We start from the raw sequence: 26,378 nt of genomic DNA on the forward strand, positions 1-26,378 counted from the left end.
AGGTGGCTTCGAGCGGCGACCTGGCCAACTGGATGGTGCCGGGCAAGATGATCAAGGGCATGGGCGGGGCGATGGACCTGGTTGCCGGCGTCAAGCGCGTGGTGGTGGTGATGGAGCACAACGAGAAGACCGGCGCGCCGAAGTTCAAGCGTGAGTGCTCACTGCCGCTGACCGGCAAGGGCGTGGTCGATCTGCTGATCACCGAGCTCGGCGTGTTCGAGATCGATCGCAAGGGTGGCGGCGCCAGGCTGATCGAGCTGGCCAAGGACGTTACGCTGGCCGAGCTGCGCAGCAAGACCGAAGCGCAGTTCGCGGTTGCCGCTCACCTTACCGCCTGACCATGCCACAGCAGGTATCAGTCAAAGGCCTGCTGAATTCACTGGAAAGCGGCGAAACCGCATTCATCGCTGGATCGGCCGGCGAACCGGTGGAACTGACGCAGGTGCTGGTCGATGACGCCGAATGCGCGCGCGGCGTGTGCTTCGTCAGCAGCTTCGTCCCCGGCATCAACGGCCGCAACCTGGCGTCACAGAAGGCACAGCGCCGCATGCGCGTGTTCTTCATGCAGCCAGCGTTTCGCCAGGCACGTGAACTTGGCCTGATCGACTTCAGCCCAATGAACTATTTCGGCATCCAGCAGCATCTGCTGGATATGGCGACGCCGCTCGACAGCGTGATCGTCCAGGTCAGCGAGCCCGATGCAGCCGGGCTGTGCTCGCTGGGACCGGCCGTCGAATTCATGCCCGGCCTGCTGCTGCGCGCCAAGCGTATCCTCGCCGTGATCAATCCGAACGTGCCCGACGTTGCGGGCGCGCCGCGCATCGCCATGGATGCCTTCCATAGTCATGCGCATTCGACGGCGCCGCTGGCGCAATACGATGCGGGCCGCAGCAATGAAACTGCGGAGCGTATCGCTGCGCATCTGGCCACCTTGATACCCAATGGGGCGACGCTGCAGCTGGGCCTCGGCAAAGTGCCGTCGCTGCTACTGCCTGCACTGTCGGGCCATCGCGATCTCGCGTTCCACAGCGGCATGCTGTCGGATTCGATCCTCGGCCTGATCGATAGCGGCGTGCTGCGCATCGACCGGCCGCTGATGACCACCGTCGTTGCCGGCTCGGAGCAGCTCTATCAAAAGCTGCCCGGACTGCGCGCACTGGAACTGGCGGGTGTCGATCACACGCACGATCCTCTGGTGCTCGGCCGGCTGAGCAAACTGCATGCGATCAACTCGGCGATCGAAGTCGATCTGCTCGGCCAGGTCAATGCCGAGACCGTCGATGGTCGCTACGTCAGCGGCCCCGGTGGCCTACCCGATTTCGCATACGCAGCCCATCGCCAGACGGACGGGCTGTCGGTGATTGCGCTGCCGGCCAGCGATCCTGCCGGACGGCATTCGCGCATCGTCCCGCGCCTCAAAGCCGGCACACCCCTCAGCATTCCGCAGCACGACGTCGACGCCGTCGTCACCGAATACGGCATCGCCCGTCTGCGCGGCGTCGCGCTCGACGAGCGCATGCAGCGCCTGATCGCCATCGCACACCCGGACCACCGCGACACCTTGCGTGCGGCCGCGCGCGAACGGCTCGCCAACACCTGATCGCGTCCGCGATCGACAAGGACATCATGGACTTCTCACTCACCGAACTGCAGCGCGAAATCGATACCAGCGTGCGCAAGGTCTGCGCGGACTTCACCGACGACTATTGGCACGAATGCGACGAAAACGCGCGCTTTCCCGAAGAGTTCTATGCGGCGATGGCGGCGGCGGGCTGGCTCGGCATCACCATGCCCGAAGAACTCGGCGGCGCCGGCCTGGGCGTGACCGAAGCGGCGATCATGATGCACGCGGTAGCCAATTGCGGCGGCGGCCAGTCGGCGGCGTCGAGCATCCATATCAACCTGTTCGGCCCGCATGCGATCGTCGTGCACGGCACCGATGAGCAGAAGAAGCGCTGGCTGGTACCGCTGATCCAGGGCAGGGAGAAAGCCTGCTTCGGCGTCACCGAGCCCGACGCCGGACTCGACACTACCAGCATCAAGACTTTCGCCAAAAAGGTGGAAGGCGGCTATCGCGTCACCGGCCGCAAGATGTGGACCTCGACCGGCCAGGAGGCGCACAAGATCGTGTTGCTGACACGCACCACGCTCAAGTCCGAGTGCAAGAAGCCCACCGACGGCATGACGCTGTTCTACGCCGATCTCGATCGCAGCAAGATCGAGGTGCGCCGCATCAAGAAGCTCGGCCGCAACGCGGTCGACTCCAACGCGACCTTCATCGACGACTATTTCATTCCGGAGTCCGATCGCATCGGTGAAGAAGGCAAGGGTTTCTATTACCTGCTCGACAGCCTGAATCCCGAGCGCGTGCTGGTCGGCATCGAGGCGATCGGCCTGGGCCGTGATGCGTTGCAGCGCGCCGCAAAATATGCAAAAGACCGCGTCGTCTTCGGCCGCCCCATCGGCAAGAACCAGGGCATCCAGCATCCGCTGGCCGAGGCCTGGACGCTGCTCGAATCCGCGTACTGGATGTGCCTGCGGGCAGCCTGGCTGTACGACCAGGGCCTGCCCTGCGCGGCCGAGGCCAACGCCGCCAAATTCCTGTCGGGACGCGCCGCATTCGACGCCGCGACCAAGGCTGTGCTGACGCACGGCGGCATGGGTTACGCGCGTGAGTTCCAGGTTGAACGGCTGTTCCGCGAGTCGATCCTGCCGCGCATCGCGCCGGTCACCGAGCAACTGATCCTGTCCTTCATCGGCGAGAAAGTTCTCGACCTTCCCAAGTCCTACTAACCACGAGCGGAATCATGCCCGGCGCATTTTTCGACGACCTCAAGGTCGGCCAGATTTTTCAGCACCCGATTCGACGCACGATCACCGAGGCCGACAACGTCTGGTTCACCGCGATCACTCACAATCCCGCACTGATTCATCTCGACGAGGAATATTGCCGGGAGCACACCGAGTTCGGGCAACGCATCGTCAACAGCGCGTTCACGCTCGGGCTGATGACCGGAATATCGGTCAACGAGACCACCTTCGGAACCGCCGTCGCCAACCTCGGCTGGGATGAAGTGCGTTTCCCCAAGCCACTGTTTCACGGCGACACCTTGCGTGTCGAGACCGAGGTGCTGGAGTTGCGTGAAAGCAAATCGCGCCCGAACGCGGGTGTCGTGGTGTTCATGCATCGCGGCTATAACCAAAAGAACGAACTGGTCGCGCATTGCAAGCGCAGCGGCCTACAGCTCAAGCGCCCGGTAGCGGACTGAAATCACCGGTCCGATATGGCACCCAGGTGTTGTCCGAGCAACTGACTGCATTTCAGGAAGCTACAGAGCGCTACGGCCTCTACACCGCGCTACCCAAGTGTTACCTGGCTGCAGCAGCAACGCTAAGTCCTTGAAAAATTGGTCGGGGCGACAGGATTTGAACCTGCGACCCTTTGCCCCCCAGGCAAATGCGCTACCAGGCTGCGCTACGCCCCGACCGGATGAAACCTGCTTGCCGAAGTTCGGTACCACTGCGGTTGGAGGTGGCCGCGCCGGGACATCGGAAGGCCGCGCATGTTAGCGGAAGTGGGCCACGGTGCAAAGGACGCCGGGGGATGGCCGAGGCGCAGTGGGCCGGACGAGTAGCGCCGCGGTCTTCCGGATTCCCGCCCCCGCCTTCGCGGGGGCAAGCCTTCGTATCGCGGGAATGACGAAGAGCCGCCGGATCAGTGCTAGGGGAGTAGCTTCAGCAAGGACTCGAGCTCAGTGCGCAGGCTCTTGATCTCGGAGTTGCGACGCGGCGCCGGCGGCGCGGCGCGGGCGCCGGGCTCGGCAGCCGCCGGCGCCGGACGCACCGCCTCTACCAGCCCCTTGGGATTCTCTTTCAGGCGCAGACGCGCGCCGCCGATCGTGAAGCCCTGTTCGTACAGCAGGCTGCGGATGCGGCGCACGATCAGCACGTCGTCCTGCTGGTAATAGCGGCGATTGCCGCGGCGCTTCACCGGCTTGAGTTGCGGGAACTCCTGCTCCCAGTAGCGCAGCACATGCGGCTTTACATCACACAGTTCGCTGACTTCGCCGATCGCGAAATAGCGTTTGCGTGGAATCTCTGGCAGCTCAAGCTTGAGCTCAGCCGGTCGCATCAAGTTCTACCCTCAACCGTAATTTCTGCCCGGGACGGAACGTCACCACACGGCGCGCCGAGATCGGGATCTCTTCGCCGGTCTTCGGATTGCGTCCCGGACGCTGGTTTTTATTTCGCAGCTCGAAGTTGCCGAAACCCGACAGCTTCACCTCCTTGCCGCTCTCCAACCTGCCGCGAATCTCCTCGAAGAACAGATCGACGAACTCCTTGGCCTCACGCTTGTTGAGGCCCAGCTCGTCAAAGAGAGCCTCCGCGAGTTCCGCTTTGGTCAATGCCACGATCCCTACTCCCCTTCGCCACCCGCCTGTCAACCCAACAATCAGGCCCTGACGACCGCCCCCAGACGTTCCTGCAAAGACCGCTTAATTTCTTCAATCGAGGCATCCACTTCCTCTAGGGTAAGGGTGCGTGACGCGTCTTGAAAATGCAACTCCACGGAGACACTCTTACCGGTCTGGTCGGCCTCGGCCGCGCGATACACGTCGAATACGTTGACACGCTGCAAATGCGCGCCGGTGGAATCCCTGGCGACATCGCAGAGAACCTGTGCAGAGACCTCCCGCGGCATTTGCAAAGACAGATCGCGCCGCGACGACGGGAACTCGCTGAGCACCGCCAGCACCGGCATCCTGGCCTGCCGCAGCACCGCCCACTCGAGTTCGAACAACAGCGGTTGCTCGGCCAGATCCAGGGCCTTGGCGACGCGCGGATGCAGGCGGCCGAGCCAGCCGGCGGGCTGGCCGTCGACCAGCACGCGCGCGCTCTGCCCCGGATGCAGGGCCGGATGCTCGGCTGCCTCGAAGCGGACGTCGCCGCCGCAGGCTTCGAGCAGGGACGCGACATCGGCCTTGACGTCGAAGAAGTCCACCGCCCTCGCAGGCTGGCCCCACTGGCGGCTGGCGACGGTGCCGGCCGCGATGCCCGACAGGCGCGGGTTCTCGACCACGCGGCCGTCGGCCTCATGGAAGCAGACGCCGGATTCGAACAGGCGTACGCGCGTGACCTGGCGCGCGCGGTTGTGCAGCCAGGCCGCGATCAGCCCGCCCCACAGGCTGGTGCGCATCAGCGAATGGGTCTCGGCGATCGGATTGTCGAGCGCAATCGCAGTCAGCTGCGGGCTCAGCGCCTCGTGCATGCGCTGCTCTTCAAACGCCAGGTTCACCACCTCCTGCCAGCCGCGCGCCACCAGCGCGTCCATCACCTGCGCGCTGCCGCGCCGGGTTTCCGAAGGCCGCGATGGCGCCAGCTGCGCGGCGTAAGGCCTGGCCGGAATGCGCTCGTAGCCGTACAGGCGCACGACTTCCTCGATCAGGTCGGCCTCGATGCGCAAGTCGTAGCGGTAGCTCGGGATCTTCGCCGTCCAGGTGCCGACGTCGCCGTGCACCAGCGTGATGCCGAGCCGCGACAGCAGCGACTCGATTTCGCGCGGCTGGATGTCCTGCCCGGTCAGCTGCACCAGGCGCGCGCGGCGCAGGCGCACGCTGACCGGCTCGGGCTGGGTACGGCCGACGTGGGTGATCGGGCCGGCTTCGCCGCCGCAGATCTGGATCGCGAGTTCGCTGGCGCGCTCCAGCGCGGCGCGCTGCAGATCCGGGTCGACACCGCGCTCGAAGCGGTACAGCGCGTCGGACGTGATCTTGTGGCGGCGGCCGACGCCGGCCACGGCCTGCATGCTGAAGCACGCGGCCTCGAAGAACACCCTGGTCGTGGTCGCGCTGACCGCGGACGCGGCGCCGCCCATCGCTCCGGCCAGGCCCAGCGGGCCGCGCTCGTCGGTGACCAGCAGCTCGGCCTGGTCCAGCGTGACTTCGACGTCGTTCAACAGAGTGAGCTTCTCGCCGGTTCTGGCGCGGCGCACGCGCAGGCTGCCGCTGAGCTTGTCGGCGTCGTAGGCGTGCATCGGCTGGCCGAGCTCGATCATCACGTAGTTGGTGATGTCGACCAGCGGATGGATGCAGCGGATGCCGCTGCGGCGCAGGCGCTCGCGCATGAAGGTGGGCGTGCGCGCCTTCGGATTCAGGCCCACGACGACGCGGCCGGCGAAGTTGCTGCAATCGGCGAGGTTTTCGATTTCCACAGAAAAGCGACGCTCGCCGACGACCACCGCAGGCTTGATCCGCGGACGCGACAGCGGCAGGCCGTAGAGCGCCGAGATTTCGCGAGCCAGGCCCTGTACCGACAGGCAGTCGCCGCGGTTCGGCGTCAGCTCCAGGTTCAGAATGTTGTCGGCCAGCGCCAGGTGTTGCTCGATCGGCTGGCCGACCCGCGCATCGGCGTCGAGCTCCATCAGGCCCTCGGATTTCTCCGCCAGGCCTAGCTCTTTGGCCGAACACAGCATGCCGCGGGATTCCACGCCGCGCAGCTCGCCAACCTCGATCTCGACACCGCCCGGCAGGCGCGCACCCGGCAGCGCGACCGGCGCCAGCAGGCCCACGCGCGCATTCGCGGCGCCGCAGACGATGGTCGGCGCGCCGGCCGCGCCGGCATCGACCGTGCACACGCGCAGACGCTCGGCGTTCGGATGCGGCGCGATCGACACGATGCGGCCGACCACGACCTTATGCGAGGGCTCCGCCACCGCCGGCTCGATCTCGAGTTCGAGGCCCGCCATCACCAGCTTTTCGGCGATCTGCTGCGTCGTTGCCTGCGGATTGACCCACTCGCGCAGCCAGTTTTCGGAAACTTTCATCGTCTGTCCTTACCCTTACTTGAAGGCTTCGAGGAAGCGCAGATCGTTCTCGAAGAACTGGCGCAGATCGTTGATGCCATAACGCAGCATCGCCAGGCGCTCGACGCCCATGCCGAAGGCATAACCGGTGTAGCGCTCCGGGTCGAGGCCCACCGCCTCGAACACTTTCGGATGCACCATGCCGCAGCCCAGCAACTCCAGCCAGCGGCCTTCGAGCTTCATATGCACGTCGGCGCCGGGCTCGACGAACGGGAAATAACTCGGGCGGAACAGCACCTCGGCATCGCGTTCGAAGAAGCGCGACAAAAACGTCATCAGGTCGTATTTCAGATCACTGAACGCGACGTTCTCGGCGACGTACAGGCCTTCCACCTGGTGGAACATCGGGCTGTGCGTGCGGTCCGAATCGACGCGATACACGCGGCCCGGGCAGATGATGCGGATCGGCGGCTTGATACCGTTCCTGACGTAGCGTTCCATCGTGCGGATCTGTACCGGGCTGGTGTGCGTGCGCAGCACGTATTCGCCGTTCTTCACATAGAACGTGTCCTGCATCGCGCGCGCCGGATGCGCCTCCGGCATGTTCAAGGCGCCGAAGTTGTGGAAATCGTCCTCGATCTCGGGGCCTTCGACGCTCTCGAAACCCAGCTCGCCGAACAGTTGCTCGATGCGGCGGATGGTGCGCGTAATCGGGTGAATGCCGCCGACGCCGTCGCCGCGGCCGGGCAGCGTCACGTCGACGGTCTCGGCCGCCAGCTGCGCCTGCATCGCGACTTCCGCCAGATCCACCGCGCGGGCCTCCATCGCGCGCCAGACCGCGTCCTTGACGCGATTCACCTGATCGCCAAACGGCTTGCGATCCTCCGGCGGCATCGTGCCGAGCTGTTTAAGCCGCTCGGTGACGCGGCCTTTCTTGCCGAGATAATCGATGCGCAGCTGTTCGAGCACGCGCGCATCGGTCGTGGCCTCGATGTCACGCAGCGCCTGGGCCTGCAGATCGTCCAGCGAATCACTCATTACGTTCCCCACAAAACTCGTAGATTGGGGTGAGCACAGCGAACCCCAACATCGACGCGGAACTTCTGTTGGGGTTCGCTGCGCTCACCCCAACCTACAAAGCCTACAAAGCCGCGCCACTCATTTGACGTCAACAAAAAGGGGAGCAGCCTTGCGGCGCTCCCCTTTTTCATGACTCGGCGTGATCACCGCGATCGATGTGATCGCAGCCCATCCCGCCTCTCGGGTTGCTTACGCCAGCTGCGCCTTGGCCTGAGCCACGAGCGCCGCAAAACCCGGCTTGTCGTTCACTGCCAGATCGGCCAGGACCTTGCGGTCGAGTTCGATGCCGGCCTTGCTCAGGCCGTTGATGAACAGGCTGTACGACAGGCCATGCTCGCGGGTGCCGGCGCCGATGCGCTGGATCCAGAGCGCGCGGAACTCGCGCTTCTTGACGCGACGATCGCGGTAGGCGTACTGGCCGGACTTGATGACCTGCTGCTTGGCAGCGCGGAACACGCGTGAGCGTGCGCCGTAGTAACCCTTGGCCTTGTTGAGGACTTTCTTGTGACGAGCGCGAGCGGTCACACCACGTTTTACACGAGCCATTAGTCGTTCTCCTTAGGCGTAGGGAAGCAGCTGCTTCACTTCTTTAACGTCGGAGGAGTGCACCTGGGTCTCACCGCGCAGCTGGCGGATCGTCTTCGGGCTCTTCTTGGTCAGGATATGACGCTTGAAAGCATGGCTGCGCTTGAAGCCGCCTTTTCCAGTCTTGGAAAAACGCTTCGCCGCGCCCTTGTTGGTTTTCATCTTGGGCATAAATAACTCCAGTTATAGTGCCGGCTTCACATCGGAACCACCCGAGCTGACCGGGCCCGCTTCAAAAACTTAAAGCGGGACTTCTTATGGAACCGGCCACCGTGGCCGGTTCGCGTCCAGGCTACGTGCCTAGCGCTTCTTGCCCGACAGGACCATGACGGCCTGCCGACCTTCCATCTTCGGATACTGCTCGACGAGCGCGATCTCCTCGAGATCCTTGCGCACGCGATCCATCAACTGCATGCCGAGTTCCTGATGCGCCATTTCGCGACCGCGATAACGCACCGTAACCTTGACCTTGTCGCCATCCTCAATGAACGCGTGCGCCGAGCGCAGCTTGGTGTCGTAGTCGCCTTTCTCGGTGGTCGGTCGGAACTTGATTTCCTTGACCTGGATCTGCTTCTGCTTTTTCTTCGCAGCGTGCTGAGCCTTGTCCTTCTGGTAGACGTACTTGCCGTAATCCATGATCTTGCAGACCGGCGGCTCCGCATTCGGGGAGACCTCCACCAGATCCATCGAGAGTTCTTCGGCTCGGGCAATGGCGTCACGCGTCAGCATGATGCCGGCTTGCTCGCCGTTCTCGTCGATTACTCGAACCCGCAGTGCCGAAATCTGGTCGTTGCGTCGATCTTCACGTTCTTGGGCGATGCTGCTATCTCCATTGGACCCGCCGGACTCCCGGCTGGGCGACATGAGCAGGCCCCACCGGGTCTGCTCAGAGCCGCGCATTCTAGGTAATGGCCTGTCAAAGCTCAAGCCGCAAGCCAATAGAGCTTAAAATAACGCCACTCCGAGCCGGCTTCGATTCATACAACGGCCGGCTTAATGAGGCTACAGTGAATGCAATGGACTGCATCAATGACAGGAATGTCACCCCGAGGGAGACCTCGGGCGCGGAAGGATCGTGGCAGACGGAACCGCCGCTGCTGAGCCGCGACTCCGCCCTGTATCTCGATTTCGACGGAACCCTGGTCGATCTGGCACCGACGCCGGATTCTGTGCGTCCGGCCGAAGGCCTGGTCGAATTGCTGGGTTCGCTGCAGCAGTTGCTGGCCGGCGCGGTCGCGATCGTGACCGGCCGGCGGCTGGAGTCGGTCGATCGCTGGCTGGCACCGCTGCGCTTCTGCGGCGCCGGCCTGCATGGTGCGCAGATGCGGCTGGCACGGGATCAGGCCGACACTTCCGAGTTTCCACCCGAGATCGGCCGGCTCGCGGCCGAGCTGCGAGCAATTTACGCCAACGATCCGCGCATCCTGGTCGAGGACAAGGGCGGCACGGTCGCCCTGCACTATCGGCTGGCGCCCGAACGCGCGCCGGAATGCGCGGCGCTGATGCGCCGGCTCGCGCTCGCCCATGGGCTCGACGTGATCACCGGCCATGCCGTGGTCGAGGCGCGTCCGCGCGGCGTCAACAAAGGCCTCGGTGTGCATCGGCTGGCCGAAGCCGCGCCGTTCGCCGGCCGCAGCCCGGTGTTCGTCGGCGACGACACCACCGACGAGGACGCGATCCTGGTCGCACAGGCGCTGGCCGGCATCGGCATCCGCGTCGGCGCGACGCACTCCGCCGCGCGGTACCGGCTCGCGGATGTCGCCGCGGTGCATCGCTGGCTGCGGGCCAGCGTCGACCACCTGCAGAGCCGGCCATGAGCCGCCTGGTCGCGGTGTCGAACCGCGTCAGCTCGGTCCGCGGCGCGCCGCTGGCCGGTGGGCTGGCGGTCGCGCTGGTCGACGCGCTGCGCGAGAACCAGGGCCTGTGGTTCGGCTGGAGCGGCAAGACCGTCGATGAGACCTCGCAGACGCCGACCCTGACGCGCGAAGGCGAAGTGACGCTGGCGACGGTCGATCTGACCCACGACGACCACGAGGCCTACTACTCGGGATTCGCGAATCGCTGTCTTTGGCCGCTGTTTCATTTCCGGCTCGACCTGACCGGCTACGACCGCGGCCATTTCGACGCATACCAGCGCGTCAACCAGCGCTTCGCCCGCTCGCTGCTGCCGCTGCTGCGCGAAGACGATCTGGTCTGGGTGCATGACTATCATCTGTTCCCGTTGGGCAGCGAGCTGCGCCGTATCGGCGTCCGTCAGCGCCTCGGTTTTTTTCTGCACATCCCGTTTCCGCCGCGCGAACTGCTGACGACCCTGCCCCAGCACCAGACGCTGGTGCGCGCCCTGTTCGACTACGACCTGGTCGGCTTCCAGATCGAAGACGACGTCAAACGCCTTGCGGCCTACGTCGAACAGGATCTCGGCGGCAAGGTTGGCCCCGGCTGGATGGAGGCTTTCGGCAAGCGCCTGCGCATCGAGGCGTTCCCGGTCGGCATCGACACCGCGCGCTATCACGACTTTGCGTTCTCGTCGCACGGCCAGCGCGAATGGATACGCCTGCGCGAATTCCTGCGCGGACGCGAGCAGATCATCGGCGTCGACCGGCTCGACTACACCAAGGGCCTGGTGCGGCGGATGAACGCCTACGAGCTGCTTCTCGACTCGCAGCCCGATTCCCATGGCCGCATCACCTATCTGCAGATCGCGCCGATCAGCCGCGGTGAAGTCACCGCCTATCAGGATTTCCGGCGCGAGCTGGAGCAGCATGCGGCCGGCATCAATGGCAAGTTCGGCCAGGTCGACTGGGTGCCGATCCGCTACGTCAACGAAGCGATTCCGCGGCGGCGACTGGCCGGCCTGTATCGCGCCAGCCGCATCGGCCTGGTGACGCCGATGCGCGACGGCATGAACCTGGTCGCCAAGGAATACGTCGCCGCGCAGGACGAAAAAGATCCGGGCGTGCTGGTGCTGTCGCGCTTCGCCGGCGCCGCGCAGCAGATGGGTGAAGCCCTGCTGGTCAACCCCTACGACACCGAAGATGTCGCGAGCGCGCTGGAACGCGCGCGCACCATGAACATCGACGAGCGCCGCAATCGTCACCAGGCGCTGATGCGCGGGCTGCTCGATGAAGACGTCTCGAACTGGCGCCAGCGTTTCCTCGGCGCGCTGAAGCAGAACGACTGACAGGACCCATCTTGGAACCATCCCCGGCCTCGGCCCCGCACTCCGTCGCACTGGTCGCCGACGTCGGCGGCACTCATCTGCAGGCAGCCCTGGCCTGGATCAATGGCGATGGTCGCCCCCATCTGCAGCCGCTGCGCGCGATACCGACTCCCAACGGCCGTTTGCAGGCCAGCCTCAGCGAGCATCTGCGCACGGCCGGCCTGGCATCGGTCGGTGCCTGCGCGGTCGCGGCCGCCGGCCGCGTGCTGCGCATGCCCGAGCGTAGTTTCGTGCGGATGACGGCGTCGCAGCTGACGATCGAACTCAGCGATTTAGGCGAAGCAACCGGCGCGTCGCGCGTGCTACTGCTGAACGATCTGGCCGCGGTCGCCGCAGCACTGCCGCTGCTGCGCCCTGAAGAGCTGATCGCGATCGGTGTGCCCCGGCCACTGCGCTCGGGCGTCCGACTGGTGATCGGCATCGACCGCGCCTTCGGCGCCGCGGTGCTGACCGCCGACCGCACGCTACTGGAAACCGAAGCCGGGCAACTGGACCTCGCCGCGGTCAGTGCGGACGAGCGTCAATGGCTCAATCGTCTGGCACCGCTCGGACGGCTGTCGATCGAGACCCTGATGTCCAAGACCGGCCTGGCGCGGCTCTACGAAGTCGTCAGCGGTGTACCCGATGTCGATGTATCGACGATTGCGGGCAAAGCGGAGGCCGGCGAAGCCTCGGCGCGCAAGACCATGGTCGTCTTCTCCACCTGGCTGGGCCGGGCGATCGGCAACCTGGTGCTCGCCTATGGCGCCTGGAACGGCGTCTATCTGATCGGCAGCGTATTCGACGACCTGGGCAGCGCGCTGGACGAAGCCGCTCTGCGCAAGGGCATGGAGGACAAGGCGCCGGTTGCGGCCGAGATCAACGCGGTGCCGGTGTACCGCATCCGCCATCCGAACCCCTCACTGCTCGGGCTGGCGCATCTGGCGCTGGCGAAATGAGCGAAACCCGTAGGTTGGGGTGAGCATCGCGAACCCCAACAATTGTCGGGCCGATGTTGGGGTTCGCTGCGCTCACCCCAACCTACGGCACTCAGCTTTCGCAGGGGCTGTCGCTGTAGAAATCCAGCTCGTCCGTGTCGCCGAAACCCAGGGCTTCGGCGTCGTCTAAATTCGAGTGGCGAATCAGGTAGACATTGAGATTGCCGGTGCCGCCACCGCAGACCGCTGCCCAGGCCTGTCCATCATTGCCTTTTTGCGCGCATAGCACGTCGATGCCGGCATTGGTCAGCTCCTGCTGCATCGTCGCCAGCGGGACGCCGCTGCTTTCGTTGCATTGCACGGATTCGTCGTACTTGTAGACCTTGACGTCCGAATCGCCGCCACCGCATGCGGACAGCAGAGAACTGAGCACGGCGACCAGCGGTATCGCTTGGATTTTCATCTTCGCCGTCCACAATGCAGATGGCCTAGCTTAACTGCCGGGACCGGCGTAGGTCGGCAATCCCGTTGCCGACGTGCGAACCCGGTTGCGCAATGGAAGCCTCACGTCGGCAAAGGATTGCCGACCTACGGAGCCTTGGGTAGCGGATTCACAATCTGCAGCGTCGGCGCGGTCGACGGCATGTCGATGTCGCGCTCGATCAGCACCGCCTGCAGGCGCCGCAGAAACGCGCGACCGACATCGGACTGCATGCCAGGCCGCGTCTTGATGCGGCCCTGGATCGTCATCGCCGTGCCGTCGAGCTTGTCGACGCCCCAGATTTCCACATCGGCGATGACTTTCCCTCCGATCTCCTGATCCTGGCGCAGCTCGGCGAAGACTTCGCGAATCGCCGCAATCACGCGATCCGGATCTTCCTTGTACGCGACCTGCACATTGAAGATGTAAGCCGACCAGTCGCGCGTGGAGTTGCTCAGCGTGTTGACCGTGCCATGCGGGAATACATGGACGGTACCGGTGCCGTCGCGCAGCACGATCGTGCGCAAGGTCAGCACTTCCACCAGGCCGCCGGTGCCATTGATCGTGACCACGTCGCCGACGCGGATCTGATTCTCCAGCACCATGAAGAAGCCGGTGATGATGTCGCGCACCAGATACTGGGCGCCGAAGCCGACCGCAACACCAATGATGCCGGCACCGGCAATCAGCGGGCCAACCTGCACGCCGAGTTGCGTCAGCAGCACCAGCGCCAGAATCACGAACAGGAAGATGTTGATCACCTGCTTAAGCAGGCCGACCAGGGTGCCGACGCGCTTGCGCGCGTCGAACTGCGACTCGGTCTTCAGATCCGTGGTATTGAGCAGGCGCGTCTCGAGACGACGCACCAGCAGGCTCACCAGCTTGTGCAGCAGATACCAGATGACCAGCACCAGCAGCAGCCGGATCGCCGGCTCCAGCCAGACCTGCAGATACTCGGGAATGTCGAACTGGTGGAGAATGCGGCCCAGTTCGGAATTCTCGCGCGCCTCGACCGACGCGACCGTGCTGACCATCAGCATCCGATCAATGCAGCGCGAGCTGGCTGCTGAGCAGGTACAGCGGCTGCGGGTACACGCCGAGGAACAGCATCACGATCATCGCCACCAGCAGCATGAAGCCGCCGAAGCTCTGCGCCCAGCCCAGGGATTCGGTGACGCGCTCGGAGCCCTGGGCCACCGCACTGAACAAGGCCGCAACCACACGCAGGTAGTAGTAGATGCTGATCGCACTGCTGACGATCAGGCCCCCGACCAGCAGCCATTGCGCATCGCCCACGCCCGCTGCGATCACCGCGAATTTGCCGATGAATCCGGCCGTCAGCGGAATGCCGGCCAGCGACAGCATCATCGCGGTCAGGATCGAGGTCAGGTAAGGACGGCGCCAGAACAGGCCGCGATAGTCGTCGATATGTTCGGCATCGCGCTCGCCCATCGGGCTCGATACCAGCGCCATCACGCCGAATACGCCGAGCGAGGTGACCAGGTACGTCGCGAGGTAGACGCCGGCCGCACGCAGCGCGTCGTCGCCGGGCACCACCAGCACGATCGTCAGATAGCCGAAGTGCGCGATCGACGAATACGCGAGCAGGCGCTTGAGGTTGTTCTGACGCAGCGCCAGCAGGCTGCCGACCAGCATCGAGGCCATGGACAAGCCGACCAGAGACGTCAGGATCAGCGGTGACACCGGGCTGGCACCGTAGTGGAACAGGCGCAGCACGACGACGAACACACCGAGCTTGGAAACCGTAGCCAGGAACGCGGTGATCGGCGTCGGCGCAGCTTCGTAGACGTCCGGCGTCCACTGGTGGAACGGCACCAGCGACAGCTTGAATCCAAGCCCCGCAAGCATCATCGCCGAACCGGCCAGCACCAGTGGCTGGTCGAGGCTGGCCACCGCAAGCGCCTGGGACAGCGCCTCGATATCCAGCGCTCCGACCTGCGCGTAAATCAGCGCGACACCGAAGAACAGCGCCGCCGACGCCGCGGCCGACAGGATCAGGTACTTGATGCCGCCCTCGATCGAGCGCCGCTCGTCCATCGCATACGCGACGCCGCCGATCATCGGCAAGGTCAGCAGCTCGATACCCACCAGTAGGGTCGCCGCGTGCGTCGCGCAGGCCAGGGTCAACGCACCGAGCGTGCCCAGGCCGATCAGCAGATAGACCTCCTCGCGATTCTTCTTGTAGCCCTCGAAGTAGGCATGGCACAGCGTCAGCACACCCAGCGACGTCACCAGGATCAGGCCCATGCCGAACCGCGCGGCGGCGTCGATCGTCATCAGGCCGGTGACGACCACCGTTGTATTGCCACCGAAGAAAATATCGTAGGCGACGGCCAGCAGTGCCAGGTTCATGCCGACGACCGTGACGCTCGCGCAGAAACGATGATGCCGATAGATCGCGATCGCCAGCATCGTCGCGACGATCGCGGCGGTGGCGATCAGCAGCGGCAGCAGTGCCCACACCTGTACCGGCGTCATGGCGCGGCTCCGGTGACCGCCACCGCGCTGGTCGCGGTAGCCGCCTTGTAGATCGCGTGAACGGCCTGCACCGGCGCGTGCGCGGTATCGATGACCAGCTGCGGATAAAGGCCCAGCCCCAGCAGCAGCGCCATCAGCGACATCATCATCACCAGTTCGCGCTTGGACAGATCCTTGAGCTTGCCCTGCTTGTTCAGATGGGCACCCTCGGGCAGTGGCTGCGGCGCGCCGTGCAGCGCGCGCTGCACCAGGTACAGCGAATACACCGCGGCCAGGATCAGGCCGCTTGCCGCCACAATGGTGACCAGGGGTGCCGCTTCAAAGCTGCCGACCAGAATCAGGAACTCACCGACGAAATTACCCAGGCCCGGCAGCCCCAGCGATGCGGCGCTGAAGAACAGCAGGATCGGCGGCAGGTTCGGGAATCGCGACCACAGGCCGCCCATCTTGGTGATGTCGCGAGTATGCAGGCGCTCGTAGATTTCGCCGCACAGGATGAACAGCGCGCCGGCCGAAAGGCCATGCGCGATCATCTGCACGACCACACCCTGCAACGCCTGTTCGGTGCCGGCGTAGATGCCGATCACGATGAAGCCCATATGGCTGATGCTGGTGTAGGCGACGAAGCGCTTGATATCGGTCTGCGAAAACGCGACGACCGCGCCGTAGATGACGCCGAGCACGCCCAGCCACATCGCCACCGGCGCGAACGCGGCCGAGGCATGCGGAAAGAACGGAATGCCGAACCGCAGCAGGCCGTAAGCCGCGGTCTTCAGCAGGATGCCGGCGAGATCGACCGAGCCCGCGGTCGGGGCCTGGCCGTGTGCGTCCGGCAGCCAGGTGTGGAACGGCACAATCGGCATCTTCACCGCGAACGCGCCGAAGAAGCCGAGCATCAGCCACCATTCGGCCTGCGCCGACATCGGTGTATTCAGCAGGTCGTGATAGTCGAACGACAGCTTGCCGGTGGCCTGCTGATGCAGGAACACCATCGCCAGGATGCTCAGCAGCATTAAAAAACCAGAAGCCTGGGTGAAGATGAAGAATTTGATGGCCGCGTAGACCCTGCCCTTGCCGCCGGGGATGTTGTGCCCCCACAGCGCGATCAGGAAGAACATCGGCACCAGCATCATTTCCCAGAAGAAGAAGAACAGGAACATGTCGAGCGCGAGAAAGATGCCGACCACGCCGCCGAGGTTCCACAGCAGGTTCAGATGGAAGAAGCCGACGTTGCGCTCGATCTCCTTCCACGAGCAGGTGATCGCCAGCACGCCGATCAGATTGGTCAGCACCACCAGCATCAGCGACAGGCCGTCGAGGCCCAGATGGATGCTGGCGCCGATGCTCGGAATCCACTGCGCCTGGAACTCGATGGTCCAGGTCGGAGCCTTGCCGGCGACCGCCGCAAAACCGGTGCCGGTGATCGAGTAGTCGCCGGTCGCCCACAAGCAGATCGACGTGACCAGCACGCCGAGCATCGTCAGCAGCGCAATCCAGCGCGGCATGCGCAGCGAGAAGCGCTCGCTCTGCCAGCTCAGCAGGCCGCCGATAAAGGGGATCAGAATCAGCCAAACGAGAATCATCGGTCTAGGTTCTCAGTGGAAGGCGACGACGGCGATCAACGCGCATAGGCCGGCGCCCGCGACCGCCGCATACCAGCGCAGTCCGCCGGTTTGCGTCGCGGTCAGCACGCTACTCGAGCCGCGCAGGCTGGCTGCGATCAGGCCGATGAAGCTGTCGACGAAATCGTTGCGATTGACCTTGGCCAACCAGACAAAGGGACGAGTGAACAGCAGCTCGTACAGCCAGTCAAAGCCCCAGGCGTTCTTCCACAGCTTGCCGATCCACGCCGTCGTTGCACCGCGCGCCAGCGCGGCGGGGATCTGCGGCAGGCGCAGGAACAGCAGCCAGGATGTGAGGATGCCGAACAGCGACACGATCAGCGGCAGATGCTCGATATAGGCGGGGCCATGCTCTCCTTCGTGGATCGCGGCCTCCGGCAGCACACTGGCCAGCGGCAGATGGATGAAGCCGCCGATCAGCGCGAAAACCATCAGTACGATCAGCGGAATGTGATGATCGAGCGTATCCGCGCCATGCGGCGTGTCGTGCCCCTGGCCGCCGCCATGATGCTCATCTGCGCCATGATGCGTGGACTTGGCGGCGCGCCAGTGTTCCGGCCCGAAGAAGGTGATGAAGATCAGCCGAAAGCTATATACCGCGGTCAGGAAAGCGCCGAACAGGCCCGCCGCCCAAAGCCAGGTGTGGCCGCTCAGATAGGCCTGATGCAGGATTTCGTCCTTCGAGTAGTAGCCCGAAGTAAACGGGAACGCGGTCAGCGCCAGCGTGCCGACCAGCATGCACGCGAACACGAACGGAATGCGCTTGCGCAGGCCGCCCATGTTGAAGATGTCCTGCTCGTGATGCATCGCCAGAATCACCGAGCCCGAGGACAGGAACAGCAGCGCCTTGAAGAACGCATGCGTCATCAGGTGGAACACGGCCGGCTGGTACGCGCCCGCGCCTTCGGCCAGGAACATGTAGCCGATCTGGCTCATCGTCGAATAGGCCAGGATCTTCTTGATGTCGGTCTGCACCAACGCGGTGAAGCCGGCCAGCAGCAGCGTTACGGCACCGATGCCGCCGACCCACTGCAGCGCCAGCGGCGACAGATCGAACAGCACATGCGTGCGCGCGATCAGATACACGCCCGCGGTGACCATCGTCGCCGCGTGGATCAGCGCGGAAACCGGCGTCGGGCCGGCCATCGCGTCGGGCAGCCAGGTCTGCAAGGGCAGCTGCGCGGACTTGCCGACCGCACCGCCGAGCAGCAGCAGGCAGATGACATCCGCGATGTGGCTACCGCCGACCGGCCACTGCAGCGTGGCCAGGCGCGACAGCTCGTCGATGTTCAGCGTGCCGAATTCGCGGTACAGCATGAACAGCGCAATCGCCATGAAGGTGTCGCCGACGCGCGTGATCACGAAGGCCTTGCGCGCCGCGGCACCGTTCGCCGGGTCCTTGTACCAGAAGCCGATCAGCAGGTAGCTGCACAGACCGACGCCTTCCCAGCCGAAATACAGGAACAGCAGGTTATCGCCGAGCACCAGGAACAGCATGCTGGCGACGAACAGGTTCATGTAGCTGAAGAAGCGCGCGTAACCATCGTCGCCACGCATGTACCAGGACGCGAACAGGTGGATGAAGAAGCCGACGCCGGTGATCACCGACAGCATCGTCAGCGACAGCGCGTCGAGCTTCAGCGCGAACGTCGGCGCGAAGTTGCCGACGCTCATCCAGGTCCACAGCAGCTGTACATGCGAATCGCCGGCCGGCGGATGCGCGAGGAAGTCATAGCCGACCGTCAGCGTGGTCAGCGCCGAGACACCGATACTGCCGACACCGACCACCGCAGCAAGGTTCTCGGAGATGCGGCCACGCGAGAACGCCAGGATCAGGAAGCCGAGCAGCGGCGCGATGAAGACCAGAGGCAGGAAGTTCAACATGCGACGAGGGCCTGTTGATGCTTGCGGGATCGCTGCGCTGCCCCCTTCGGGGCTGCAGTGCAAGGAAAGTCCGACGCCGATGGCTTATCGCGAGATGACATTGAGTCATCTCGCGCCTCGGGCCATCGGCTGTACGCGATGTACACAAGGAAGGACTTGACGCCGCAATGCGGCCCCGAAGGGGGCAGCCCGAAGGGTTGCCAGCAACGCAGTGATTCCGTAAGCATCAGCAGGCCCCTATCCTTTCATCGAGCTGGCGGCGTCCACGTCCAGCGTGCGGAAGCGGCGGTAGAGCTGCATCACCAGCGCCAGCGCGACGCAGGCCTCGGCGGCGGCGAGCGTCAGCACCAGCACGAACATCACCTGCCCGTCCGGCTGGATCCAGCGGCTGCCGGCGACGACGAAAGCCAGCGCGGTTGCATTCATCATGATCTCGACCGACATCAGCATGAACAGAATATTGCGGCGCACGATCAGGCCGCCGAAGCCGACCGCGAACAGGCTCGCGGCCAGCAACAGGCCATGCTCCATCGGAATGCCATGCAGGGTATTCATCAGTCTTCGTGGCGCCCCAGGTGATAGGCCGCAACCAGGCCGGCGAGCAGCAGCGTCGAGGCGAGTTCGACCGCGAGCAGGTAAGGCCCGAACAAGGCAATGCCGATCGTCTTGGCGTCGATGATCTGCGTGCCGGCCGGCGTCAGGTGACTCATCGGCGCGAGCACCAGCACCAGTTGCACCAACAGGATTAAAGAGAGCACCAGCGGCCCGATCCAGCCGGAAGCCTTCAGCCAGGCGCGTTCCTGCTCGACCGTCTTGCGCCCGAGATTGAGCATCATCACCACGAACACGAACAGCACCATGATCGCGCCAGCGTAGACGATCACCTCGAGCGCGCCGGCGAACGGCGCGCCGAGCGTGAAAAACACCATCGCCACCGACAGCAGCGACAGCACCAGATACAGCAGCGCGTGCACCGGGTGCGTGTTGACGACCACCATCACCGTCGAGAACAGCGCGACGGTGGAGGCAACATAAAACGCGAATTCGACCATGTCGTCCTTGTCCTTAGGGCAGCAGCGACTTGACGTCGATCGGCGCGTCTTCGTTCAGCGCCTGACCCTTGCCCTTGCCGGTGATGGACATGCCCGCCACGCGGTAGAAGTTGTAGTCGTGATACTTGCCGGGGCCGGCGATCTGCAGGTGCTCCTTTTCGTAGACCAGGTTCTGGCGGTCGTACTCGCAGAGCTCGTAGTCCGGCGTCAGCTGGATCGCGTTGGTCGGGCAGGCTTCCTCGCACAGGCCGCAGAAAATGCAGCGCGAGAAATTGATGCGGAAGAATTCCGGATACCAGCGGCCGTCTTCCGGGCGCTCGGCTTTCTGCAGTGAGATGCAGCCGACCGGGCAGGCCACCGCGCAGAGATTACAGGCGACGCAGCGCTCATCGCCGTCGGGATCGCGCGTCAGCACGATGCGGCCTCGATAACGCGGGGGTACCGGCGGTTTGACTTCCGGATACGAGATCACGTTCCGCGGGCGGAACGAGTGCATGAAGATCATGCCGATCGAGCGGAACTGGGTCCAGATGCCGTGAAGAATGGCGAGGGTTTGGCTCATGGATTGACTGTCCTAATTCCCCGCCCAGAGCATGATGCCGGCAGTCGCGAGCAGATTGATCAGCGACAGCGGCAGGCAGATTTTCCAGGCGAAAGACATCATGTGGTCGTAGCGCGGGCGCGGCAGCGCGGCGCGCAGCAGGATGAAGCCGGACATGAAGATGAAGCATTTGATCGCGAACCACAGGAACGGAACGTGCTCGCTAAATGGCCCGTCCCAGCCGCCGAAGAACAGTGCGGTGGTCAGGCCCGATACCATGACGATGCCGACGTATTCGCCGACGAAGAACATGCCGAACTTCATGCCCGAATATTCGGTGTGATAGCCGGCGGCCAGCTCGGATTCCGCTTCCGGCAGATCGAAAGGCGTGCGATGCGTGACCGCGATACCGGCCAGGCACCAGACCAGAAAACCGAAGAACTGCGGAATCACGAACCAGATGTGCTGCTCCTGCCACAACACGATCTCGCGCAGGTTGAACGTGCCGGCCTGCGCCACGATACCCATCAGCGAAATGCCCATGAACACTTCGTAGCTGATGGTCTGCGCGGTCGAGCGCAGACCGCCGAGCAGCGAGTACTTGCTGTTCGACGACCAGCCGCCGAGCATCACCGCGTACACCGCGAGCCCGGCGATCGCGAAGAACAGCAGCATGCCCAGATCCGGCGCGAACACGCCCCAGTTCGGCGTGATCGGGATCAGCGCGAACGCCAGCATCATGAACATCATCGCCAGGAACGGCGCCAGCACGAACGTGAACTTGTCCACGAACGGCGGCATCCAGTCTTCCTTGAAGAAGATCTTGATCATGTCGGCGATGACCTGGCCGAGGCCGAAAGGGCCAACGCGGTTCGGGCCGTAACGATCCTGCCACAGCGCCAGCAGCCGGCGCTCGAGCCAGATCATCCAGGCCGCCGACACCACCAGCGTCAACAGGATGATGATCGCCTTGCACGCAGCCCAGATCGCGGCCAGGACCACGGGACTCAGAAGTTCCTGGATGCGCTCGAACATCACGCCCCCTTCGCCACGGAGGCGGCGGCTCCGGCCAGCAGGGCCGGCACGCCAGGAAGCCCGACCGGAATGCCGACCAGGCCAACCGGGAAGTCGAGGCGCACTTTCGCCGGCAACGTCAAGCTGACGCCATCGACGGTGATCGTGGCACTGCCCTCGTGCTCGATGCCGAGACGCTGAGCGTCGGCAAACGCCAGCGTCACCGTTGCCGGCACCATGCGCTCACGAATCGGTTCGGCCTTGCTCGACAGCTCTTCGGACCCGAAGTGACTGTGGATCGGCTGTACGCGCAGGCCGGCCGCCGCGGTGCTGGTATTGCTCGCCGGGATCGCAGGGAAATAACCCTGCGCTTCGATCTCGGAGCTGCTGCGCAGCAGGAACACGCCGGAGTCGCCGCCCTTCATCGCGCCGCCGACTTCGGCCTGGAACTTGTTCCAGGCCTGTGGGCTGTTCCAGCCTGGTGACCAGGCGTACGGCAACAACTCGGACGGGCGATCCTGGCTGCCGACGCCGTTGTAACCTTCCATCGAAAAGCTCATCGCGGTGTCGGGGTCCTGCGTCGATCGCGGCTCGTGCACGAAGACTTTGGCGCGCGCCGCGGTGCGGCCCGACTGGCGCGACGGCGCACGATTGATCTTCATTCCCTGGATGCGGAAGCTCGCGTTGGGAGCCGCTGCAACGATCCCTTTGAGCTGCGGCAGCTGCGCCTCGCATTCGGCGAGCACCGCGTCGAGGTTCTCGGTAGCCGCCGCGCCGCCACGCAGGCGATCCAGCCAGCGCCAGCTCTCGCTGGTATCGACGTGGCGGTCGTAGTAGGCCGGGTCGAAGTTCTGGAAGTAGCGCTGCGCGCGGCCTTCCATGTTGACCAGGGTGCCGTCGCCTTCGGCGAAGCTCGCGGCGGGCAGAATCACCTCGGCACGCTCAGTGGTCGCGGTCATCTGGTGATCGATGACGACGAGTTTCGCGGCCGACAGTTTGGCGACGGTCGCGGCCGGCAGGCGCCAGTCGAGGTCGTTCTCGACGATGACGACGACAGCGTCCTTGCCGGCAATACCCTCGATCGCCGCTTCGACATCCTGCGCACCGAACATCGCGACGCCGAGGCTGTTCGATTCCGGCACCGCGAGGCTGATCAAGGTCGCCGCATTCCGGCGATGCAGCGCATAGGCGACGTTTGCGGCAGCCTGGATCACCGCGAGCGAGCCTGCGCCGGTCCCCGACACGATCAGCGGTTTCTTGGCCGCACGCAGCGCGGCCGCGATCTCGCTGGCCAGCGCCGCGATCTCGTCCGACACGCCGGCCGCAACCGGAGCGGACGGATCGATCTGATGCGCAATCGCAAAACCCAGCGTCGCTATCGCGTCCGGCGACAGCCGCAGGCCGCGGCGCGCGGTGTCGTCGAGACGGGTTGCGGCCGGCGTCGCGACATACATCGGATTCAGCTCGTGCTGCGCAATATCGGCCGACGAATAGGCCTGCCAATCGGGCACGCGCTTGTCGCGCGACATCTGCAGCGCGCGGCCGCGCGCAGCCTGGCGCAGCGCCAGCGCCACGCGCGGCGCGGTCGCCAGCACGTCTTCGCCGAGCACCAGCACCGCGTCGGCATCTTCCATCGCGGTGATCGTCGCCGCCGGTACCGAGCCGGTGCGCAACACTTTTAGAACTTCGCCGGTCAGCTGCGCGTCCAGCGCGCTCATGCCGCTGCTGTAGCGCTGCGCACCGACCAGCGAGCGCAGCATCGCGTTGGCCTCCAGGCTGGCGCGCGGCGAACCGATGCCGAGCACCGGCTTGCCGGAGCGCAGCAGCGCATGCACATGCGCCAGCGCGTCGGCGGCCTCGACCGTGACCAGCTGCCCGGCGCGCCGGATCTGCGCCTTGCGCGGGCGATCCTTGCGGTTGACGTGGCCGTAGCCGAAGCGGCCGCGGTCGCAGAGGAAATAGCCGTTGATTTCGCCGTGATAGCGGTTCTCGATGCGCCGCACTTCGCCGTAGCGCTCGCCCGGCGAGATATTGCAGCCGACCGCGCAACTGGCGCAGATGCTCGGCGAAAACTGCATGTCCCATTTGCGCACGTAGCGATCGGAATGGGTCTTGTCGGTGAACACGCCGGTCGGGCAGACCTCGGAGAGATTGCCGGAGAACTCGTTCTGCAAAGTGCCCGGGCGCTCGCGGCCGAAATACACGTTGCTGGCGATGCCGAACACACCCAGATCGTTACCGCCGGCGTAGTCCTTGTAGAAGCGCACGCAGCGATAGCAGGAAATGCAGCGATTCATCTCGTGCGCGATGAACGGGCCGAGATCCTGGTTCAGATGGGTGCGCTTGGTGAAGTGATACTGGCGGTTGTGATGGCCGGTCATCACCGTCATGTCCTGCAGATGGCAGTGGCCGCCTTCTTCGCAGACCGGACAGTCGTGCGGATGATTCGTCATCAGAAAGCTGACGATCGCCGCGCGGAACTCCTTGGCCTCGGCATCGTCGATCGCGATGTAGGAGTTGTTCGCCGCCGGCGTCATGCACGACATCACGATGCGCCCGCGCTTGTCGTTCTCGTCGGCATACTGCTTGACCGCGCACTGGCGGCAGGCGCCGACGCTGCCCAGCGCCGGATGCCAGCAGAAATAGGGGATGTCCAGACCGAGCGACAGGCAGGCATGCAGCAGATTGTCTGAGCCGTCGACTTCGTACTGCTTGCCGTCTACGTGAATGCTTGCCATTAACTTGCCTGTCGCCGCAGGCGACGCATCAGTCCCTCTACCGCGTCGCGGGAGAGGGGGGGACCACCCGCGGATGCGGGTGGTGGGGTGAGGGCTCGCGCAGATAGAGCGTCGCGCATCAGGCTGCCTCCGCTGGCAACTTCGCCAGCCCATTTTCGAACTCGTGACGGAAGTATTTGAGCGCCGACTGCAGCGGCTCCATCGCGCCCGGCGCATGCGCGCAGAAAGTCTTGCCCGGGCCCAGCCACTTGGTCAGCTTGGACAGCACCTCGATGTCCTCGACCTGGCCCTGCCCGTTCTCGAACGCGCGCAGGATCTTGACGCTCCAGGGCAGGCCGTCGCGGCAAGGCGTGCACCAGCCGCAGGATTCACGGGCGAAGAACTCTTCGAGATTGCGCACGGCGGAAACGATGCTCTGGTCTTCCGCAACTACCGCGATCAAGCCCGTGCCCATGCGCGAGCCGGCCTTGGCGATCGTGTCGAAATCCATCGCCAGATCAAGGTGTTCGGGCAGCAGGAAATCGGTGGACGCGCCACCCGGCAGCCAGGCTTTCAGCTTCTTGCCGTCGCGCATGCCGCCGGCATGAACCTCCAGCAGTTCGCGCGCGGTGGTGCCGATCGGCAGCTCCCAGGTTCCGGTCTTGTTGGCGCGGCCCGAGCAGCCGTACATCTTGGTGCCCGAGTCCTTGCTCTTGCCCTGGCTCAGGTTCTTGAACCAGTCCGCACCGTTGAGGACGATGTGCGGCACGTTCATCAGCGTCTCGACGTTGTTGACCACCGTCGGCCGGCCCCAGAGGCCGGCGATCTGCGGGAACGGCGGCTTGGCGCGCGGGTTCGCTCGACGACCTTCCAGCGAATTGATCAGCGCGGTTTCTTCGCCGCAGATATACCGGCCGGCGCCGGTGTGCACGAACAGCTCGAAGCTCCATTCGCCACCCAGCACGTTCTTGCCGACATAGCCGGCGGCACGAGCCTCTTTCAGCGCCGCGTTCAAGCGATCAGCCGCGACGATGTATTCACCGCGCAGAAAGATATAGCCGCGCGTCGCCTGCATCGCATAGCCGACCAGGATCATGGATTCGATCAGCTGATGCGGCGCCTGTTCCATCAGCAGCCGGTCCTTGAACGTGCCGGGCTCCATCTCGTCGGCATTGCAGACCAGATATTTTTCGCCGGCATCCGGCCCCATCGGCACCAGGCTCCACTTCACGCCGGCCGGAAAACCGGCGCCGCCGCGGCCGCGCAGATTGGCGTCCTTGACGACCGCCTGCACCTGCTGCGGCGTCAGCTCCTTGATCGACTGCTTCAGTCCCGCGTAGCCGTTTTCGGCTTCGAAACCGGCGCGATCGAGCGGGCCGGCCGCGCGATCGATCAGACGAGTGAGCGGCCGCTGGTATTGCGGGTCCGCTGCGCTGCGCAAGCTCATTGGTAAGCCTCCAGCATGGCTTTGACCTGCGCCGGCTCGATCGGGCCATGCAGGTCGTCATCGATCATCAGGCAGGCGCCGCGATCACAGGCGCCAAGGCAGCAGATCGGCAGCAGCGTGAAACGCATGTCCGGCGTGGTGCCGCCAAGCTTGACGCCGAGCTGCTGGATCAGCGCGTCGCGCAGTTCGTCGTAGCCGGTCAGATGGCAGGAGATGCTGTCGCAGACCTTGATCACATGGCGGCCGACCGGCTGCCGGAAGATCAGGTTGTAGAAGGTCGCGACGCCTTCGAGATCGGCGGCCGAAATGCTGACCATGTCGGCGATCACCGGGATCGCTTCGTCCGACACCCAGCCGCGATGCTTCTGCACGATCTTCAGCGCCTCGATGCTGGCGGCGCGCGAATCCGGATAATGCGTGAGTTCGTGTTCGATCTCGTGACGCTCCTCATCCGACAGCACGAAGCGTTCGGGCTTCGGCGCGGGCGGCTTCATGAGATCAGCCAGTTTGATCACGG

Annotated in this window: 26 protein-coding genes and 1 tRNA gene; 7 read left to right on the forward strand and 20 right to left on the reverse strand. The window is 64.6% G+C overall.

The genetic code is table 11. The annotated features are described in order from the left end of the window. The 4 genes from JWQ90_RS07925 to JWQ90_RS07940 form a co-directional block, all read left to right on the forward strand. Positions 1–338: CoA-transferase (locus JWQ90_RS07925; protein ID WP_299691799.1), on the forward strand; the 338-nt coding region annotated here is incomplete at its 5' end. Between the two features lie 2 nt (positions 339–340). After that, positions 341–1,600 carry an acetyl-CoA hydrolase/transferase C-terminal domain-containing protein gene (locus tag JWQ90_RS07930; RefSeq protein ID WP_299691801.1) on the forward strand — a complete coding sequence of 420 codons (1,260 nt, stop codon included), beginning with the start codon at positions 341–343 and terminating at the stop codon, positions 1,598–1,600. A gap of 26 nt (positions 1,601–1,626) precedes the next feature. After that, positions 1,627–2,793 carry an acyl-CoA dehydrogenase family protein gene (locus JWQ90_RS07935; RefSeq protein WP_299691802.1) on the forward strand — a complete coding sequence of 389 codons (1,167 nt, stop codon included), beginning with the start codon at positions 1,627–1,629 and terminating at the stop codon, positions 2,791–2,793. 14 nt (positions 2,794–2,807) lie between these two features. Further along, positions 2,808–3,269: a MaoC family dehydratase gene (locus JWQ90_RS07940; protein ID WP_299691804.1), complete on the forward strand. Its 462-nt coding sequence runs from the start codon at positions 2,808–2,810 to the stop codon at positions 3,267–3,269. Positions 3,270–3,408: 139 nt separating this feature from the next. On the opposite strand, the gene JWQ90_RS07945 is transcribed toward JWQ90_RS07940, so the two are convergent. The 8 genes from JWQ90_RS07945 to infC all read right to left on the reverse strand — a co-directional run bounded on the left by JWQ90_RS07945 (position 3,409) and on the right by infC (position 9,331). Further along, positions 3,409–3,485: transfer RNA gene (locus tag JWQ90_RS07945), tRNA-Pro, on the reverse strand. Positions 3,486–3,721: 236 nt separating this feature from the next. Beyond that, complete coding sequence (locus tag JWQ90_RS07950; RefSeq protein WP_299691806.1) at positions 3,722–4,132, reverse strand: MerR family transcriptional regulator; 411 nt, start codon at positions 4,130–4,132, stop codon at positions 3,722–3,724. Then, the gene (locus JWQ90_RS07955) at positions 4,119–4,412 is read right to left on the reverse strand and encodes an integration host factor subunit alpha (RefSeq protein ID WP_366919466.1); all 294 of its coding nucleotides are present in this window, start codon (positions 4,410–4,412) and stop codon (positions 4,119–4,121) included. The genes JWQ90_RS07950 and JWQ90_RS07955 overlap by 14 nt, the downstream gene beginning before the upstream one ends. Positions 4,413–4,453: 41 nt before the next feature. Further along, positions 4,454–6,823 carry a phenylalanine--tRNA ligase subunit beta gene (gene pheT, locus JWQ90_RS07960; protein ID WP_299691808.1) on the reverse strand — a complete coding sequence of 790 codons (2,370 nt, stop codon included), beginning with the start codon at positions 6,821–6,823 and terminating at the stop codon, positions 4,454–4,456. 15 nt (positions 6,824–6,838) lie between these two features. After that, positions 6,839–7,840 carry a phenylalanine--tRNA ligase subunit alpha gene (locus tag JWQ90_RS07965; RefSeq protein WP_299691810.1) on the reverse strand — a complete coding sequence of 334 codons (1,002 nt, stop codon included), beginning with the start codon at positions 7,838–7,840 and terminating at the stop codon, positions 6,839–6,841. Between the two features lie 231 nt (positions 7,841–8,071). Then, positions 8,072–8,428, reverse strand: a complete 357-nt coding sequence (gene rplT, locus JWQ90_RS07970) for a 50S ribosomal protein L20 (protein WP_299691812.1) — start codon at positions 8,426–8,428, stop codon at positions 8,072–8,074. Between the two features lie 12 nt (positions 8,429–8,440). Then, positions 8,441–8,638 (reverse strand): 50S ribosomal protein L35, encoded by a 198-nt coding sequence (rpmI, locus tag JWQ90_RS07975; RefSeq protein ID WP_299691814.1) that lies wholly within the window; start codon positions 8,636–8,638, stop codon positions 8,441–8,443. 129 nt (positions 8,639–8,767) lie between these two features. Next, positions 8,768–9,331, reverse strand: a complete 564-nt coding sequence (infC, locus tag JWQ90_RS07980) for a translation initiation factor IF-3 (protein ID WP_299691816.1) — start codon at positions 9,329–9,331, stop codon at positions 8,768–8,770. 152 nt (positions 9,332–9,483) lie between these two features. Between infC and otsB the strand changes: the two genes are divergently transcribed. From otsB to JWQ90_RS07995, 3 genes are read left to right on the forward strand one after another with little or no spacing between them, the layout of a single operon-like run. Continuing rightward, positions 9,484–10,284 carry a trehalose-phosphatase gene (gene otsB, locus JWQ90_RS07985; protein ID WP_299691818.1) on the forward strand — a complete coding sequence of 267 codons (801 nt, stop codon included), beginning with the start codon at positions 9,484–9,486 and terminating at the stop codon, positions 10,282–10,284. Next, complete coding sequence (gene otsA, locus JWQ90_RS07990; RefSeq protein ID WP_299691820.1) at positions 10,281–11,648, forward strand: alpha,alpha-trehalose-phosphate synthase (UDP-forming); 1,368 nt, start codon at positions 10,281–10,283, stop codon at positions 11,646–11,648. The genes otsB and otsA overlap by 4 nt, the downstream gene beginning before the upstream one ends. 11 nt (positions 11,649–11,659) lie before the next feature. After that, positions 11,660–12,625, forward strand: coding sequence for a glucokinase (locus JWQ90_RS07995; protein WP_299691822.1), 966 nt, complete (start codon positions 11,660–11,662; stop codon positions 12,623–12,625). A 91-nt stretch (positions 12,626–12,716) separates the two neighbouring features. On the opposite strand, the gene JWQ90_RS08000 is transcribed toward JWQ90_RS07995, so the two are convergent. The 12 genes from JWQ90_RS08000 to nuoE all read right to left on the reverse strand — a co-directional run bounded on the left by JWQ90_RS08000 (position 12,717) and on the right by nuoE (position 26,355). Beyond that, positions 12,717–13,067, reverse strand: a complete 351-nt coding sequence (locus tag JWQ90_RS08000) for a hypothetical protein (RefSeq protein ID WP_299691824.1) — start codon at positions 13,065–13,067, stop codon at positions 12,717–12,719. Positions 13,068–13,192: 125 nt separating this feature from the next. Further along, complete coding sequence (locus tag JWQ90_RS08005) at positions 13,193–14,125, reverse strand: mechanosensitive ion channel domain-containing protein (RefSeq protein ID WP_299691825.1); 933 nt, start codon at positions 14,123–14,125, stop codon at positions 13,193–13,195. 4 nt (positions 14,126–14,129) lie between these two features. Then, on the reverse strand, positions 14,130–15,584 hold the full coding sequence (gene nuoN, locus JWQ90_RS08010; protein WP_299691827.1) for an NADH-quinone oxidoreductase subunit NuoN: 1,455 nt from the start codon (positions 15,582–15,584) through the stop codon (positions 14,130–14,132). After that, positions 15,581–17,167, reverse strand: coding sequence for an NADH-quinone oxidoreductase subunit M (nuoM, locus tag JWQ90_RS08015; protein WP_299691829.1), 1,587 nt, complete (start codon positions 17,165–17,167; stop codon positions 15,581–15,583). Before nuoM ends, nuoN begins: the two co-directional genes overlap by 4 nt. Positions 17,168–17,179: 12 nt before the next feature. Further along, entirely contained in the window at positions 17,180–19,087 is a 1,908-nt protein-coding gene (gene nuoL, locus JWQ90_RS08020) for an NADH-quinone oxidoreductase subunit L (RefSeq protein WP_366919467.1), read from the reverse strand. A gap of 240 nt (positions 19,088–19,327) precedes the next feature. Continuing rightward, positions 19,328–19,636, reverse strand: coding sequence for an NADH-quinone oxidoreductase subunit NuoK (gene nuoK, locus JWQ90_RS08025; protein WP_299691938.1), 309 nt, complete (start codon positions 19,634–19,636; stop codon positions 19,328–19,330). 8 nt (positions 19,637–19,644) lie between these two features. Then, entirely contained in the window at positions 19,645–20,142 is a 498-nt protein-coding gene (gene nuoJ, locus JWQ90_RS08030; protein WP_299691831.1) for an NADH-quinone oxidoreductase subunit J, read from the reverse strand. 13 nt (positions 20,143–20,155) lie between these two features. Then, positions 20,156–20,704 (reverse strand): NADH-quinone oxidoreductase subunit NuoI, encoded by a 549-nt coding sequence (nuoI, locus tag JWQ90_RS08035; protein ID WP_299691832.1) that lies wholly within the window; start codon positions 20,702–20,704, stop codon positions 20,156–20,158. A gap of 12 nt (positions 20,705–20,716) precedes the next feature. Then, positions 20,717–21,718 (reverse strand): NADH-quinone oxidoreductase subunit NuoH, encoded by a 1,002-nt coding sequence (gene nuoH / locus JWQ90_RS08040; RefSeq protein ID WP_299691834.1) that lies wholly within the window; start codon positions 21,716–21,718, stop codon positions 20,717–20,719. Beyond that, complete coding sequence (gene nuoG, locus JWQ90_RS08045) at positions 21,718–24,435, reverse strand: NADH-quinone oxidoreductase subunit NuoG (RefSeq protein ID WP_299691835.1); 2,718 nt, start codon at positions 24,433–24,435, stop codon at positions 21,718–21,720. The genes nuoH and nuoG overlap by 1 nt, the downstream gene beginning before the upstream one ends. A gap of 118 nt (positions 24,436–24,553) precedes the next feature. Next, complete coding sequence (nuoF, locus tag JWQ90_RS08050) at positions 24,554–25,861, reverse strand: NADH-quinone oxidoreductase subunit NuoF (protein ID WP_299691837.1); 1,308 nt, start codon at positions 25,859–25,861, stop codon at positions 24,554–24,556. Then, positions 25,858–26,355 (reverse strand): NADH-quinone oxidoreductase subunit NuoE, encoded by a 498-nt coding sequence (gene nuoE, locus JWQ90_RS08055; protein ID WP_299691941.1) that lies wholly within the window; start codon positions 26,353–26,355, stop codon positions 25,858–25,860. The genes nuoF and nuoE overlap by 4 nt, the downstream gene beginning before the upstream one ends. Between the last annotated feature and the right edge of the window lie 23 nt (positions 26,356–26,378).

The sequence above is a fragment of the Hydrocarboniphaga sp. genome, from assembly GCF_028291725.1.
Taxonomy (GTDB): Bacteria; Pseudomonadota; Gammaproteobacteria; order Nevskiales; family Nevskiaceae; genus Hydrocarboniphaga.

Excerpts from the sequence above, each read along its gene's own strand:
- JWQ90_RS07930 (WP_299691801.1), top strand. The coding sequence starts at position 341 with ATGCCACAGCAGGTATCAGTCAAAGGCCTGCTGAATTCACTGGAAAGC.
- JWQ90_RS07935 (WP_299691802.1), top strand. The coding sequence starts at position 1,627 with ATGGACTTCTCACTCACCGAACTGCAGCGCGAAATCGATACCAGCGTG.
- JWQ90_RS07940 (WP_299691804.1), top strand. The coding sequence starts at position 2,808 with ATGCCCGGCGCATTTTTCGACGACCTCAAGGTCGGCCAGATTTTTCAG.
- JWQ90_RS07950 (WP_299691806.1), bottom strand. The coding sequence starts at position 4,132 with ATGCGACCGGCTGAGCTCAAGCTTGAGCTGCCAGAGATTCCACGCAAA.
- pheT (WP_299691808.1), bottom strand. The coding sequence starts at position 6,823 with ATGAAAGTTTCCGAAAACTGGCTGCGCGAGTGGGTCAATCCGCAGGCA.
- JWQ90_RS07965 (WP_299691810.1), bottom strand. The coding sequence starts at position 7,840 with ATGAGTGATTCGCTGGACGATCTGCAGGCCCAGGCGCTGCGTGACATC.
- rplT (WP_299691812.1), bottom strand. The coding sequence starts at position 8,428 with ATGGCTCGTGTAAAACGTGGTGTGACCGCTCGCGCTCGTCACAAGAAA.
- rpmI (WP_299691814.1), bottom strand. The coding sequence starts at position 8,638 with ATGCCCAAGATGAAAACCAACAAGGGCGCGGCGAAGCGTTTTTCCAAG.
- infC (WP_299691816.1), bottom strand. The coding sequence starts at position 9,331 with ATGTCGCCCAGCCGGGAGTCCGGCGGGTCCAATGGAGATAGCAGCATC.
- otsB (WP_299691818.1), top strand. The coding sequence starts at position 9,484 with ATGGACTGCATCAATGACAGGAATGTCACCCCGAGGGAGACCTCGGGC.
- otsA (WP_299691820.1), top strand. The coding sequence starts at position 10,281 with ATGAGCCGCCTGGTCGCGGTGTCGAACCGCGTCAGCTCGGTCCGCGGC.
- JWQ90_RS08000 (WP_299691824.1), bottom strand. The coding sequence starts at position 13,067 with ATGAAAATCCAAGCGATACCGCTGGTCGCCGTGCTCAGTTCTCTGCTG.
- JWQ90_RS08005 (WP_299691825.1), bottom strand. The coding sequence starts at position 14,125 with ATGCTGATGGTCAGCACGGTCGCGTCGGTCGAGGCGCGCGAGAATTCC.
- nuoN (WP_299691827.1), bottom strand. The coding sequence starts at position 15,584 with ATGACGCCGGTACAGGTGTGGGCACTGCTGCCGCTGCTGATCGCCACC.
- nuoM (WP_299691829.1), bottom strand. The coding sequence starts at position 17,167 with ATGATTCTCGTTTGGCTGATTCTGATCCCCTTTATCGGCGGCCTGCTG.
- nuoJ (WP_299691831.1), bottom strand. The coding sequence starts at position 20,142 with ATGGTCGAATTCGCGTTTTATGTTGCCTCCACCGTCGCGCTGTTCTCG.
- nuoI (WP_299691832.1), bottom strand. The coding sequence starts at position 20,704 with ATGAGCCAAACCCTCGCCATTCTTCACGGCATCTGGACCCAGTTCCGC.
- nuoH (WP_299691834.1), bottom strand. The coding sequence starts at position 21,718 with ATGTTCGAGCGCATCCAGGAACTTCTGAGTCCCGTGGTCCTGGCCGCG.
- nuoG (WP_299691835.1), bottom strand. The coding sequence starts at position 24,435 with ATGGCAAGCATTCACGTAGACGGCAAGCAGTACGAAGTCGACGGCTCA.
- nuoF (WP_299691837.1), bottom strand. The coding sequence starts at position 25,861 with ATGAGCTTGCGCAGCGCAGCGGACCCGCAATACCAGCGGCCGCTCACT.
- nuoE (WP_299691941.1), bottom strand. The coding sequence starts at position 26,355 with ATGAAGCCGCCCGCGCCGAAGCCCGAACGCTTCGTGCTGTCGGATGAG.